At 55.8% G+C, this 13475-nt stretch carries 14 protein-coding genes; 1 reads left to right on the plus strand and 13 read right to left on the minus strand.

Annotated elements, in window-relative coordinates:
* The first annotated feature begins 142 nt into the window (after positions 1-142).
* The gene (locus ET418_RS18060) at positions 143-1306 is read left to right on the plus strand and encodes a DJ-1 family glyoxalase III (protein ID WP_188055205.1); all 1164 of its coding nucleotides are present in this window, start codon (positions 143-145) and stop codon (positions 1304-1306) included.
* Here the strand turns inward: ET418_RS18060 and ET418_RS01700 are convergent.
* The 13 genes from ET418_RS01700 to ET418_RS01760 form a co-directional block, all read right to left on the minus strand.
* A complete protein-coding gene (locus tag ET418_RS01700; protein ID WP_149305838.1) occupies positions 1290-2123 on the minus strand; it encodes a metal ABC transporter permease in 834 nt (277 codons plus the stop codon). The two genes, ET418_RS18060 and ET418_RS01700, sit on opposite strands and share 17 nt — an antisense overlap.
* Before the next feature lie 6 nt (positions 2124-2129).
* Positions 2130-2882, minus strand: coding sequence for a metal ABC transporter ATP-binding protein (locus tag ET418_RS01705; RefSeq protein WP_149305839.1), 753 nt, complete (start codon positions 2880-2882; stop codon positions 2130-2132).
* Complete coding sequence (locus tag ET418_RS01710) at positions 2867-3322, minus strand: Fur family transcriptional regulator (RefSeq protein ID WP_149305840.1); 456 nt, start codon at positions 3320-3322, stop codon at positions 2867-2869. The genes ET418_RS01705 and ET418_RS01710 overlap by 16 nt, the downstream gene beginning before the upstream one ends.
* A 234-nt stretch (positions 3323-3556) precedes the next feature.
* A complete protein-coding gene (locus tag ET418_RS01715; RefSeq protein WP_149305841.1) occupies positions 3557-4471 on the minus strand; it encodes an ABC transporter ATP-binding protein in 915 nt (304 codons plus the stop codon).
* Positions 4471-5346, minus strand: coding sequence for a hypothetical protein (locus ET418_RS01720; RefSeq protein ID WP_149305842.1), 876 nt, complete (start codon positions 5344-5346; stop codon positions 4471-4473). Before ET418_RS01720 ends, ET418_RS01715 begins: the two co-directional genes overlap by 1 nt.
* Positions 5343-6137: an ABC transporter permease gene (locus tag ET418_RS01725; RefSeq protein WP_149305843.1), complete on the minus strand. Its 795-nt coding sequence runs from the start codon at positions 6135-6137 to the stop codon at positions 5343-5345. The genes ET418_RS01720 and ET418_RS01725 overlap by 4 nt, the downstream gene beginning before the upstream one ends.
* A 111-nt stretch (positions 6138-6248) precedes the next feature.
* The gene (locus tag ET418_RS01730) at positions 6249-7973 is read right to left on the minus strand and encodes a hypothetical protein (RefSeq protein ID WP_149305844.1); all 1725 of its coding nucleotides are present in this window, start codon (positions 7971-7973) and stop codon (positions 6249-6251) included.
* Positions 7974-8033: 60 nt separating this feature from the next.
* The gene (locus ET418_RS01735) at positions 8034-8405 is read right to left on the minus strand and encodes a hypothetical protein (RefSeq protein WP_149305845.1); all 372 of its coding nucleotides are present in this window, start codon (positions 8403-8405) and stop codon (positions 8034-8036) included.
* A 30-nt stretch (positions 8406-8435) separates the two neighbouring features.
* Positions 8436-8654: a type IV pilin protein gene (locus ET418_RS18510; RefSeq protein ID WP_149305846.1), complete on the minus strand. Its 219-nt coding sequence runs from the start codon at positions 8652-8654 to the stop codon at positions 8436-8438.
* 187 nt (positions 8655-8841) lie between these two features.
* Complete coding sequence (locus ET418_RS01745; protein ID WP_149305847.1) at positions 8842-10212, minus strand: sigma-54-dependent transcriptional regulator; 1371 nt, start codon at positions 10210-10212, stop codon at positions 8842-8844.
* A gap of 44 nt (positions 10213-10256) precedes the next feature.
* Positions 10257-11414 carry an ABC transporter permease gene (locus ET418_RS01750; RefSeq protein ID WP_149305848.1) on the minus strand — a complete coding sequence of 386 codons (1158 nt, stop codon included), beginning with the start codon at positions 11412-11414 and terminating at the stop codon, positions 10257-10259.
* Complete coding sequence (locus ET418_RS01755) at positions 11401-12102, minus strand: ABC transporter ATP-binding protein (protein ID WP_149305849.1); 702 nt, start codon at positions 12100-12102, stop codon at positions 11401-11403. The genes ET418_RS01750 and ET418_RS01755 overlap by 14 nt, the downstream gene beginning before the upstream one ends.
* 3 nt (positions 12103-12105) lie before the next feature.
* Positions 12106-13320, minus strand: a complete 1215-nt coding sequence (locus ET418_RS01760; RefSeq protein ID WP_149305850.1) for an efflux RND transporter periplasmic adaptor subunit — start codon at positions 13318-13320, stop codon at positions 12106-12108.
* Between the last annotated feature and the right edge of the window lie 155 nt (positions 13321-13475).

Raw genomic sequence — 13475 nt, forward strand, 5'->3', positions numbered from 1 at the left:
TCATGCAGGGTATCACCTTTGGCGGAATGCCGCCGCATCAGCCAGACGGTATACAGCCGCCCCCCCATGGAATTATGTTTAAGTTTTAGGACATCTTCGCTACTATTGAATCCGAATCCAGCATTTCACCAGGAGATAGAGCATGCCAAAGGTACTGATTCCGTTAGCCGAAGGTTTTGAAGAGCTTGAAGCCGTTACAATCATCGACGTACTCCGCAGGGCCGGGATCGAAGTCGTTACGGCCGGCCTGCATCCGGGACCGGTGACCAGCACCCGCAAGGTCGCCGTCATACCCGATACGACCATCGATACCGCCCGGGCCGACGAATTCGACATGATCATCCTTCCCGGAGGCCAGCCGGGCAGCGACAACCTCAATTCCGACATCCGGATAGACAAACTGCTCAAGGATTTCCACGCAGCCGGCAAACCCCTCGGCGCCATTTGCGCCGCACCGATCGTGCTCGCCAGCGCCGGCCTGCTCAACGGCCGGCAGGCGACCTCCTACCCCACGTACCGGGAACGACTCGGCGGGGCATACTACCTCGACAAGGCAGTGGTGAACGATGGAAAATTCATTACCAGCCAGGGGCCGGGCACGGCACTCCCCTTTGCCCTGGCCGTCGTTTCCCGGCTGGCCGGCAACCACGCTTCGGAAGATGTCGCCAGGGCCATGCTGGTCAGCGATGCCATGAATGATGAGGTATGGGATCAACGCCTGTTCAACAGTACCATCCAGGCGCTGGTGGGGGCACTGGAATTGAAGGACACCTATACCCAGGGGCATGCAAAACGGGTTACCGAATACTCCCTCAGCATCGGCTCCAAGCTGAAACTCTCCGAAGCCAAGCTGCGCGACCTGTACCTTGGCGCCATTCTCCACGATATCGGCAAGGTCGGCACCGAGGACGATCTGCTCAACAAGCCGGGACGCCTCAATCGGCGCGAGGAGACCCTCATCCGGGAACACCCCCTCAAGGGCACGCTCTTTATCGTGGGGATCGAAAGCCTGAGCCACATCGTACCGACCATCCTGCACCATCACGAGCGCTGGGACGGCAGCGGCTACCCTGGCCGCCTCAAGGGTGAGCAGATCCCGCTCCACGCCCGCATCGTCAGCATTGCCGACGCCTTCGATGCCATGCTCTCCGTCCGTTCCTACCGGCCGGCCCAGGAAAAAGAGGCCGCCATCCGGGAGCTGCAAGAGCAGAAGGGGGCCCAATTCGACCCGTTCCTGGTGGACGTCTTTATCGAGTGCCTGAACGAAGCACCGTTTGAAATCAAGGATTTCAGCTACTACTTTTAGGCTGCAAGCAGCGCCGGACAAGGAAGGCCAGGCCGAAAAAGGCCAGATTGAGCAGTACGATCATCGCACTGGTGGGCAGGTTGGTGGCGAACGACAGGAAGATGCCGGCCACGACCGAGCAGCCCCCCTGAAGGGCCGCCAGGGCAACGCAGGACTTGAAGCTACGGGCCAGTTGCAGGGCCGACACCGCCGGCAGGATCAAGAGCGACGAGATCAGCATGATCCCCACCAGTTTCATCGCCAGGACCACCGAGAGGGCCGTCAGCAACACCAGCACCGCGTTGATGGTGGCGGTCCGTATGCCGGAGACCCGGGCCAACTCCTCATCGAAGGCGATGGCGAGCAGGTCGTTGAAAAAGAGGGACAACAGCAGCATCACCACGCAGAACAGCACGGCGGCAATACCGACCTCCTGGGAGGTTATGGAGAGGATATTGCCGAACAGGTAGCTCAGCAGGTCAACGTTGTACCCTCCCCCCGCGCTCGCCAGAATGATACCCGCCGAAATCCCCAGCGCCGACACGATGCCGATGGCGCTGTCGCCGCTCAGGCGCGCCTTTTCCGTCAGCTTGAGGATGCCCAGCGACGAGAGCAGCACGACCGGCAGCGACACCAGCAGGGCCGAGGCGGAATAGAGTTTGAGCGACAGGGCGATGGCGGTGCCGCCGAAGGTGACATGGGCCAGGCCGTCCCCGATCAGGGAAAGCCGCCGCAGCACGAGGAACACGCCCAGCACCGAACAGAGCACGGCGATCAGCGTCCCCGCCAGAAGTGCCCGCTGGATGAAACCGTATGAGAGTATTTCAATGAAATCCATGGGTCGTTAATGCCTGTGGCACATCAGGTGTTGGGAATACTCGCCAAACAGGGCGGACATATCCGTGGAGCGGCAGAATTCCTCGAAATTGCCGTAAAAGAGCATGCGCTTATCCAGATACAGCATCTTCGAGGCGTATTTCCCGATGGCGCCGGTATCATGGGTCACCAGGAGTACCGTAACCTGCCGGGAACGGTTTATCTCCCCCATCAGGGAGTAGAAGCGCTCGCGCATCTCAGGGTCGAGCGCCGCGGTCGGCTCGTCCAGGATCAACAGATCCGGGTCGTTGACCAGGGCGCGGGCCAGAAGAACGCGCTGTTGCTGACCGCCGGAAAGTTCACCTATCAGTTTAGACCGTATATCGCAAATATCTAATTGTTCAAGGATGGCATCGACCTTCGTTCTGTCGAAAGCGGTCAACCGGCGGGGGAAGCGCTTCAACGACAAGAGGCCGAGTCCGACCGTTTCGGCCACGGTGGCCGGGAATATGGGGTTGAGCAGATGCAGGCTTTGGGGAAGATACCCGATCCGCCCCCAGGCGCTGAAACGGCTGCACGGAACGCCGAACAGGGAGGCGGCGCCGTCGCTGATGGCGCTTAATCCCATCAATGCGCGCACCAGCGTGCTCTTGCCCGAGCCGTTGGGGCCGACAATCCCGACGTAATCGCCCGCCTCCACCGAAATGGAAATATCCTCCAGCACCCGGCCTGTCCGATAACTGCAACAGAGCCGCTCCGTCCTGACTATTTCGTCCGGCATGCCGCCCCCCCACGCGGGGTGCTGCAGGTAGCGCACACCCCATTGATCTGAAGGATATGGGACGTTACCCGCCCGCCCGAGCGCTGGACCGCATCGAGTGTCCCCTCGCCGAGTGCGCACTGCCCCAGGTCCTCCACCCGCCGGCAGGACTCGCAAACAAAATGGTGATGGTGGTGGTCCTGATTGGCGCAGAGAAAATAGTACTGCTTGCGGTCAGCCAAGAAGATGCGGGTAATGACGCCGGCCTCGGCCAGTTCATCGAGGATGCGGTACACCGTGGGCAGCCCGATGCTGTCCACCCGGTCCTTGATGCGGTGCCAGACCTCATCGGCGGAGAGGTAGAGCGGTTCGCTCCCCAGGCAACACATAACCTCCAGCCGCTTGGGAGTGACCTTCATATTAAGCCGTTTGAGGATGTCACGCCCCTGTTCTCTGTTCATAAAGAGTTATCCACAATTAAATGAAAATTATTTTTATTTATACGCGATAGTAACCCGGACGTCAAGCGGAAGCGCGCTTCTGGTGAAATATCGTCTGATTTCGATTAGATATGGGGAGGGAACGCAGAGGAAGATGTATGGGGCGAGCTTCCGGTTCATTCCGGATACTCGCCCCATACAGATTGGTAGCAGTGATTCCGCACAGGAACAATGAGCCTACAGGGATGTTACCGGCTATTTCCCCTTTCCCACGATTTCCAGGAAGAAGCTTTCCAGATCCTTGCGCTTTGTTTCGACCAGGGTAACCTCCACCGAATGCTGTCCGGCCAGCGCCATGAATTCATTGAAGCCAGCCACCGGCACAAAGTATTCAATAAAGGTTTCATTCGTGCGCACGACGGAAAAACCGCCCAGGGCCTCATGGTTTCCCCGGCTCAGCCGGGTCTGCACGATGTACCCCTCGATCCCTTGCCGCACGATATTCTCGACGCTGTCCAGGGCCTCGAGCTGTCCCTTGACGATCACCCCTACCCTATCGCAGACCTTTTCCACATCATCGGTGATATGGGTGCTGAAGAAGACACTCTTGCCCCGCTTCTTCAGGTCAAGAATAATATCCTTCACCAACGCCCTGCCGATGGGGTCGAGCCCGCTCATGGGCTCATCCAGGATATACAGGTCGGGATCGTGGATCATGGTTTGCGCCAGCCCGACCCGCTGCACCATCCCCTTGCTGTAGCCGCGCATGGGACGTTTGCGGGCATCCCACAATTCAAGCTGCTTCAGCGTTTCGTCCGTCCGGCGGGTCAGGAGGGCTTCCGGCATCTTGAACGTCTTGCCCACAAACCGGAGATACTCCTCGGCGGTCAGGTAATCGTAAAAGGCCGGGTTCTCGGGCAGGAAACCGATCTTGGCCCGCGACGCAACGCTGCCGATCTGCTCGCCCATGATGGTTGCCGTGCCGACCGTCGGCCGAATCAGCCCCATCAGGCACTTGATGGTCGTACTCTTACCGGCGCCGTTGGGGCCGAGGAAGCCGAAGATTTCGCCTTGGGCGATGGAGAGTGTGAGATCCCTGAGCGCTTCAACACGCAACCGACGCTTGCCAATAAATGTTTTTGACAAGCCGCGGATATCCAGCATGTTCATCACTTAACTCCTTTTTTTGCTTGCGGGAACGCAAACTTACTTGTCGTTGCGACTGCGCCGTCGGGCTGTAAATAAAACTGCCCTCCATAGGGATCACTGGGCAATGCTTCCAAAAAACCCGATTTGAACAATTCCGCCACAGATAATGGCTCTCGTCCTTGCTTTCCCCGAAAACGGTCGCGGGCGACCTCTATTTTTCGCACGCCATCAAAGGCCTTAAGTCTCGTTTCGAATGACTTCCGCGCCGTTTCGTTGCGCGAGGTCGCGATCATTGCCCTAAGATACCCGATAGCAAGGCTTGTCTGTCCCGACTCTTGCAGGTATCTACCCGCGAGGCTGATGTGCAATTCCTGGCCAGACAATTCTCCCGCCTTGCTGTAGTATTCCGCGGCTTTTTTGAAGTCCTTCAAAAAATAGGCGTAATTAAAGCCAGCGTAAAACGGAAGATACCAATCCCAGGTGCGATATTTCATACCGTATTGAAGCATGTTGTTGGCTACGTTGAATTGTTGGGCGTCCCACGTTAAAAAACCCTGTGCGAAATAGTAGGCATCCATATTATATGGATCAAGCTGCACCGCGCCATGAAGTAGGCGGGACATTCCCTGAAGATCCGGTGATTCGGCAATTATCTTGCCGCCCTGCATTTTGTCGAGAACGCCGCCATAATACATCAACACCTTCATGGCCAGTGAGGCCCCGACCAACTCCTTCTGGTCAGCGCTCAACGGTCTTAGCAATTTGACGCTCGGCACGAAGCCAAGTTTTTCTTCAATCGGCTTGTTACGCATATAGTCAGTGAAAGGGCAAACGAGAAGGCCATAGACAAGTAAACCTGCTATCACCAGACTGACAGGTGTTATATCGCGGGTCACTTTAACTCCCTCCGACTGAACAGCAATGCCGCACAACCCAATAAAATGGCAGTATAGGCCAGAAAATATGCGAATGTCATACATAATCCGCTAGGATCAGGTGCAATGCTATAAATGGCATTTACTTTCAGATCAAAACCAGCCAGATTTGGTAGGAGATAATATACCGCTGTAGCTGCTATTTTGAAAAAGGGTGAAATAGCTGCCTGTGCTACAGGCGAGTTAATATATTCGTACACTTGCTGCGTTATGCCGCCAGCGATAAAAACACAAATGGTACCGAAGATCGGCAAAAAGAAGGAAGTGCTGACAGTTGATAACAAAATAGCCACAGAAATCAACAGAATATATTTGAGGGTGGCAAATATAACAGCTAATGCCAAATACCCCAATACGATTGGCCGATCAGGGGGATAGATGCCTGACGTAACTTTAACCACCAAGCACGTTACCGCCCCCAGTGCTGCCGAAGTAAGAATCAGAAACAGAGCCAGCCCGAAAAAGCGTCCAAACAAGTAGAAGCTGCGATTGATTGGAAGACTGAGAACGCTAAAGGTATAGCGTCGCTCCACATCCCTCCAAATGGAAGTTGCACCCAAAAAAACCGCCAGCAATAACAAAATGAAGGAAATGAGCGACAAGGACAGTGTGACGGATAGTTCCGTCACCTGACGCATTGAAAGAGATGCAGCGGATGGAATGAACAGAAACAGCACCAATAGAGCCGTAATCCCCAAAAAAACACGGTCACGGAAAACCCCTTTCAGGGTAACAAGAATGACATTCATCATATTGGTCTGGTCTCCTTGGTAAATTTCATGGACATGAAAACCCTCATACTAATTCATTAATGCGCAGGGAGAGAGCCCCCCAAAAGTATACTATACCTGCCATTTTCATTATTATAAGCGCTCTGCAAGCTTCTTGGCGGCATCATGATAATAACAGTCTGGCGCTGAATTTCGCCACGCGCTCTCAAAAGATTGTTTGGCAGCCAATCTGTTCCCCTGCCGTAACTGCACCTTCCCAATCCGGTAAAAATACACCGGATCTCCTGATAATGAATGAAGTTTTTCCAGTATTGCAAGCAGTTCCATGTGTATTTTCCGGGACTGGCTCTCATTTTTTGAAGTTTTAAACCGTTGTTCGTTGATCAGGTACATAAGATCCAAAGAATCCTTGCCCTCTTTCACACCGCTTGCCTTCCGCTCCCTCATCATTCTGTATGCTTCCTCAAACCTGCCGTTGTTCACGGCAACCTTGATTTTATTTATGGATGAGGGCTGGGTATCATCACCACTGTTGGCAAGCAATATTTTATTGGCCTCGTCGGTCTTGCCTCTGTCAACCAGGGCAATAGCCAACTCATTCTTTGCAGCAGAAAAACTGGGCGATTTTTTTACGGTATCTTCAAACAGTGACACGTTATCCTGCCAAACGATATTGCGCTCGATAGTAACAAAACCGACACAAGACAGCAAAATGGTCACAAATAATGTAATTGCCTGCGGCGGCAAACGTGATTGCAAACCGCGGATAAACAGAAACGAAAGAGCGACAAGCAAGGGGGCAGAAGCAATATACGCATACCGTTCGGCAACCGGAGTCCACGTAATCTTTAACAGCGGCAAAACAAAAGCGGGCGATACCAGGCAAAAAGCGGCAATAAAAAGGTAAGAGACCGTAGTACGCGCATACAGACAATAACAGACCCCTACACACACCAGAAGCCCCAACCAGATATAATGAGGCGATATCTCAATAATTCCGAAGTTGAGCGGAAAGGGCACGATCAGCTTTTTACAATAAAAACCAGATGTTTTGAGACCGACCCGAATCATATCCCACATGCCGAACGCAGCACCGGAGCTACTTGTTCCACTCGCCATGGTACTGACAATCTTGTCGCCACCGTTTAAGGCATGCCAACGCATCGACAGATAAGCAAAACCTGACGCAAGGTACGATACTAAGAGAAACGCCCGCAGGCGTACTGAAGCTCCGCAGGCACAATCTCGTGGCGGAACAAGACACCATAACAATAGAACCGGAAGAACAAACAGGGCGGTTTCTTTCGACAGACACCCGCACAGCAAAAGAAAAGCCCCTGCGGCACCTCGCCAAAAGGATGCTTGATGAATCGACCGTGTGAATAACAAAATTGCCGAGAGGACGAATACCCCGGCCAGCAGGTCTGTACGCCCGGATACCCAGTTGACCGGTTCGGTGGCTATGGGATGGAGGCCAAACAGCAGGGCAACAACAAAGGGGAGATATTGCGTATCCCAACGCCATGCCTTGACGAACTGCCGGGCAAGACAAAAAACCAGCAGAGTATTGACAAGATGAAATAAAACATTCTCCAGGTGCATGAAACTTTCCTGCACCCCCCAAGCGAATTTATCAAACAGAAACGTAAGGAATAACAAAGGGCGGTAGTATTGTCCGCCGCCACCGGAGAAAAACAGGTCTTTAAGGGAAATGGTATCCACGTTGATGAGTTGGTTGACCATCTTGACATCATCTACAGAATTAAAGGGGGCAAAGAGTGAAGGGTAATAACTGCTCAGCAGGATAATGATGATAATGAGAGATTGATTTCGGGTCCTAGCAGCAGGGTTTTGCACAAAGAAGCTCCAAAAAAAACGGGATGCCGAAGCATCCCGTTACGGTGTAGGAGGCAGATGTTACATAGATGTCCACGATGTCATCTGGCTGGTATCAGATGCATTAAGAGTGGTCATCGCTGTGGAAGTAGCTGCAAGCTCATGGTAATACATCTTGGTATCTTGCGAAGAGGTGCCATACTCACGAACCGATTGTGAATGCTTTGTCGTAATTGAGTATTGGTCTGAAGTACTATTGATAAAGCAATGCAACATAACGTTGTTTGAGAGTTTGGCAAGGTCTTTATAATTTGTGCCATCGGTAGAGTACTGTATGGCAACGCCAGCTAACGTTGTAAATTCAGTCCCTGCTGCCGTTGCAGCAAGAGTCATGGAAGCATTTGACATAATCATGGCTACAAGTCCAGCCATTGCGAAGATCTTTCTTTTCATTAGAACGCCCCTTTCATCGTATTATTTAATTTACTGGAGATTAGTTGGGTACTTCTGGGCATCTGCCATAACGGATTCAAGTGCTGTTTTCGTGTTTTTCAGGTCACTCGATGCAGCACTGTTGTAGGCTTTTTGACGGTATGCGTTAAACTGCGGGATGGCGATAGCAGCCAGGATACCGATGATCGCAACAACGATCAGCAGCTCGATCAGGGTGAAGCCTTTTCTGTTTCTCATTTTTTGTAGCATGTTTTTCCCCTTTCGTTGTGTTGTGTTCTTTACAGATCAAGTAATAATCAATTCGAAAGTATTATTGCAAATCGAAGGCCAGTTTCAAAACAAACATAACATACTGATATTAATCATATATCAAAATAGCACTTCAATACAACAACCTGAACCGGGCCAAACACGTCACCACCCCTGACAATTTTTGTCACTCTTCCCCGTTATCCATCCCCAACTTCGCCAACCGATAGCGGAACGACCGAAACGTCATCCCCAGCAGCGCCGCCGCCTTCTTCTTGGCGCCGCCGGTCTTTTCCAGCGCCTTCAGGAGGTAGCGCTTTTCCAGATCTTCCAAGAGCGGTTCCAGGAACATCCCCTCGTCGGGGATCACGATCTCCGCGCTCAGGCAGGGCGCCCTGCCGGCGGTGACCTGCTTCGGGAGACTCCCTTCGGCAATGAGCTCGCTGTCCAGGATCAGGCTGCGCTCGACGATATTCTCCAGTTCGCGGATGTTGCCGGGAAACGGGTAATTCATCAGCGCCTTGAGCGCGCCGGGGGAAACCGTTGTCGGACCGTCGGGATGGAGCTTGCGGCAGAAATGTTCCACCAAGAGCGGGATGTCCTCGATCCGCTCCCTGAGCGGCGGCATGACGATCTGCACCACATTGATGCGGTAGTAGAGGTCCTCGCGGAAGCCCCCACTCTTGATGTCTTCATCCAGATCGCGGTTGGAGGCGGTCAATACGCGCACATCAGTCTTGAGCACCTTGGCGTCCCCTACCCTCCGGAATTCCCGTTCCTGCAGGACCCGCAGCAGCTTGGTCTGCAAGAGGAGCGGCAGTTCGCCGATCTCGTCCAGAAAGAGCGTCCCGCCGTCGGCCTGCTCGAAAAGACCGGGCCGGTCGGCCACCGCGCCGGTAAAGGCGCCCTTCTTGTGGCCGAACAGTTCGCTCTCGATCAGGGATTCGGGGATCGCCCCGCAGTTGACCGCCACGAACGGCTTGCCTTTGCGCGGGCTGCACCCGTGGATGGCGCGGGCCGCCAACTCCTTGCCGGTGCCGCTCTCTCCCAGGATCAGCACCGAGCTCTGGCTGGGGGCGACCTTCTGGATCATGTCGAACAACTCCCGCATCTTGGCGCTCTTGCCGATGATCCCGCAAAAGCCGTCCCGCTGGGCGACCTCCTGCCGAAGGATGGTGTTTTCCCGCTTCAGCCCCTGTTTCTCCAGGGCCTTGCTGATCAGGATCTTGATCTCCTCGTTCTTGAACGGTTTGGAGATGTAATCATAGGCCCCCAGCTTCATGGCCTCCACCGCCTGTTCCGCGGCGGTGAATGCCGTCACCATCAGCACGGCGGTCTCCGGGGTCGTTTGTTTGATCCGGGCCAGCAGTTCGATGCCGCTCAGGCCGGGCATCTGCACATCCGAAATGACCAGATCGAACAGGGAACCGCCAATCTGCCGGAGCGCCTCCTCGGCATTGCTCGCCACCACCACCTCGTACCCCTCCCGCTCCAGCAGGATCGCAAGGAATTCGCGCATACTCAGTTCGTCGTCGACGATCAGTATTCTGGTTTTCATTGATGCTCCTCGTTACATACAACCATTGGTCAGAAGGTAAATCTTTATCCGATTCTCCGCAAGCCGTCGGCAATCCCGATCCTGACCGCCCGCCAGGTGGGAAAGACGGCCGCCACCAGCCCGACCACCAGGCAGAAGGCCACATCCAGGTACAGGGTTGAACGCTCGACCTGGAATACGGGAAAGAACGCGCCCATGACCTTGCCGAACCTGGCGGCCACCGGAAAGGTCAGGGCAATGCCGACCGCACAGCCGGTCATGGCGATAAACAGCGACTCGCCGAACACCATGCCGGCAATGTAATACCCGCGAAAGCCCATGGCCTTGAAGATGGCATACTCGCCGATCCGTTCCCGGGCGGTCATGGCCATGGTATTGGCCACCACCGCCATGATGATGACGATCACCACGTACGACACGATACGGATGGCCACCACGATAGCCTCGGTCATGGAGACGAAGCTGAGCTGGAAGGCCTTTTCCGTCTCGGTCAGGGTTTCGGCCAGGGAGTTTTTGAACCGTGCATCCACCGCCAGGGAGGTCTCCGCCGCCGTTTGTGGGTTTTTCAGCCCCAGGATGATGACACCGAGCTGATCGGCCCGGCGCGCGACCGTCTTCTTCAGGGTCTCGTTCAGATAGTCCCACTGAAAGAAAAACTGGTTCTCATCGGTCGATTTCTCCGCGCCGCGATAGATGCCGCGCAGGACGAATTCCCATGTGCCGGGAAAGATGGTGCCCTTGAGCGTGATGCTGTCGCCCACCTTCCACCCGAAACGCTCGGCCAGCCTCCGTCCGACCACGCACCCCTTGCGGTCGGCCAGAAATGACCGTTTGTCTTCGGGAGAGAGCACGAATTCGGGATACAGCTCGAAATAGCTTTTCGGTTCCACGGCAAAATTCGGGAAAAAGTTCTTTTCCGTGATGTAGATGCCCCCGAACCAGTTGGCATAGGAAACCGACTTGACCCCCTCCACCTGCCTGATCCGCTCCAGGTAGGACAGGGGCAGGGAAAAGGTCAGGGAGATAGCGTTGCGCGAGATCAGCCGCGCGGCCGACGAGGCGTTGACCCCGGCATACCAGGCGCTGACCACCGTCCGCAGCAGGCCGAAAGCCAGGATGGCGATGGTGATTCCCAGTATGGTGAGCCCGGTGCGCAGACGGTGGCGCAAGGCGTTCCTGGTAAGCAGCTTAAGAAGGAACATCGCTGAGCACGCCCTTTTCCAGGTGCCTGACGGTATGGGCCTTTTCGGCGGCGCGAGGGTCGTGGGTGACCATGATGATCGTCTTGCCGAACGCGCTGTTCAGTCGCGCCATCAGGTGCAGGATCTCCTCGGCGGAAACCCGATCCAGATCGCCGGTCGGCTCGTCGGCCACCAGGATGGAGGGGTCGCTCACCACGGCCCGGGCGATGGCGACCCGCTGTTGCTGGCCGCCCGAAAGCTGGGAGGGGTAATGTTCCATGCGGTCGGCCAGACCGACCACCTCCAGGGCGGCCACCACATGCTCCCGGCGTTCGCGGCGGTTAAGCGGCGTCAGGAGGAGCGGCAGTTCCACATTTTCAAACGCGGTCAGGACCGGGATGAGGTTGTAGAACTGGAAGATGAAGCCGACGTGGGCCGCGCGCCAGTCGGCAAGTTCCCGCTCCCCCAGGGTGGCGATATCCACGCCATCCACTACGATAGAGCCGCTGTCCACTGAATCGATGCCGGCAATCAGGTTGAGCAGGGTGCTCTTGCCCGACCCAGACGGCCCCATCAGCGCCAGGAACTCCCCCTGGAAGATTTCGAAGGAGAGATTCTCCAGAACCGGCACCACCTGGCTGCCCCGCAGGTAGGACTTGGCTGCGTTGCGGATACTGACGACGATCCGCCGTTCCCCGGAGTCGGCCATTTCTTATTTTTCCCCGGCCAAGCTGATTCTGGCGCCATTCTTCAGTTTATCCAAAGGCTTGAGCGCAACCTTATCGCCGGACTTCACCCCGCTGACCTCCACCAGATCGCCCAGCGGAGCGCCGCGGGTAATCGGCGTGAAGACCACGCGATCCCCCGTGACGAGATAGACCCCCTGGCGGCCGCCGGAGGCGACGATTGCCGACGGTTTGACGGCGATGCGCGGCCGCTGGTCCGCTTTGTGGGCTTCCCGCTCCAGGAAGGCCACCTTGGCGCTCATCTCCGGCAAGATGCGGGGATCGGTGTCCACGAAGCGCACCTTGACCATGACCGAGGCCTTGGTGCGGTCGGCCGTTGGGACGATGGTGTGCACGACGCCGCGGAACCGGGTGTTGGGCAGCGCATCCAGGGTAATCTCGCAGGGCTGCTCCGCCTTCACCACCGCCAGGTTTGATTCGGAGACATCGGCCTCCACCTCAAGCGAACCGAGGTCCGCTATGGACACCACGGCCGCCTTGGCATTTGCCGCCGCCCCCAGGGGGGTGATGATGTCTCCCACATCGGCATTCTTGGTCAAGACAACGGCATCGAACGGCGCCCTGATCAGACTGTAATCGTAGTTTACCGTCGCCCCCCTCAGCGCGGCGAGGGCGACGTGGATGCCGGCTTCTGCACCCGCGACGCCGGCAACGGCCTTCTTGTAGCGCGCGTAGGCCGCATCGTATTCGGACTTGGCGACGATCCCCTGGTTCAGCAACTCCTTCTCACGCAGGAACGCCTGTTTGGCGTCGACAAGTTCCGCCTTGACCTGGTCAAGTGCAGACCGGGCGTTCTGGACGGCCGCCTTGTTCTGCCGCACGGCCGCATCCAGGTCCTTGTTCTCCAGCCGGGCAATAACCTGGCCGGTCGTAACCCGGCTCCCCTCCTCGACCCCCAGCCATTCCAACCGGCCGGTGGTCTTGGCGGCCACCGCCGCCTTTCGTTGGGCCACCACATATCCGCTGGCGTTCAACAGGGTAAATGACTGGGTCGGAAATACCTGGGAGACATTGGTGGTTTCGATGGAGACGGAGCGCCTCTGCACTGCCAGCAGTACGACTCCGGCGACGATCGCGACGAAAACAACGACCCAAAGACGCGTGCGCTTGCCCGCGCCCCGCTTGTGAGAGGACTGGCGGGATTTATCGATGGTGAGACGATCCAGGGAATCTGACGGCATGAATGCCTTCTCCACTAATCAGGGGAATTCTATCCGCAAACAATGGCGAGGTTATTTCATACCATTATTACAACGTAATGTGAATATCTGTATGCCGAACCGATGGGGATATTTCTGAGCAGACACACATTTTTTCCCGGCATGTCTGTATTTAT

It is taken from the genome of Oryzomonas rubra (assembly GCF_008369015.1).
GTDB lineage: Bacteria > Desulfobacterota > Desulfuromonadia > Geobacterales > Pseudopelobacteraceae > Oryzomonas > Oryzomonas japonica.

What these genes read in the sequence shown, in the direction of transcription:
- ET418_RS01750 (WP_149305848.1), bottom strand. Translation starts at nt 11,414, where the DNA reads ATGTTCCTTCTTAAGCTGCTTACCAGGAACGCCTTGCGCCACCGTCTG.
- ET418_RS01725 (WP_149305843.1), bottom strand. Translation starts at nt 6,137, where the DNA reads ATGATGAATGTCATTCTTGTTACCCTGAAAGGGGTTTTCCGTGACCGT.
- ET418_RS01710 (WP_149305840.1), bottom strand. Translation starts at nt 3,322, where the DNA reads ATGAACAGAGAACAGGGGCGTGACATCCTCAAACGGCTTAATATGAAG.
- ET418_RS01715 (WP_149305841.1), bottom strand. Translation starts at nt 4,471, where the DNA reads ATGAACATGCTGGATATCCGCGGCTTGTCAAAAACATTTATTGGCAAG.
- ET418_RS01705 (WP_149305839.1), bottom strand. Translation starts at nt 2,882, where the DNA reads ATGCCGGACGAAATAGTCAGGACGGAGCGGCTCTGTTGCAGTTATCGG.
- ET418_RS01745 (WP_149305847.1), bottom strand. Translation starts at nt 10,212, where the DNA reads ATGAAAACCAGAATACTGATCGTCGACGACGAACTGAGTATGCGCGAA.
- ET418_RS18510 (WP_149305846.1), bottom strand. Translation starts at nt 8,654, where the DNA reads ATGCTACAAAAAATGAGAAACAGAAAAGGCTTCACCCTGATCGAGCTG.
- ET418_RS01735 (WP_149305845.1), bottom strand. Translation starts at nt 8,405, where the DNA reads ATGAAAAGAAAGATCTTCGCAATGGCTGGACTTGTAGCCATGATTATG.
- ET418_RS18060 (WP_188055205.1), top strand. Translation starts at nt 143, where the DNA reads ATGCCAAAGGTACTGATTCCGTTAGCCGAAGGTTTTGAAGAGCTTGAA.
- ET418_RS01755 (WP_149305849.1), bottom strand. Translation starts at nt 12,102, where the DNA reads ATGGCCGACTCCGGGGAACGGCGGATCGTCGTCAGTATCCGCAACGCA.
- ET418_RS01700 (WP_149305838.1), bottom strand. Translation starts at nt 2,123, where the DNA reads ATGGATTTCATTGAAATACTCTCATACGGTTTCATCCAGCGGGCACTT.
- ET418_RS01760 (WP_149305850.1), bottom strand. Translation starts at nt 13,320, where the DNA reads ATGCCGTCAGATTCCCTGGATCGTCTCACCATCGATAAATCCCGCCAG.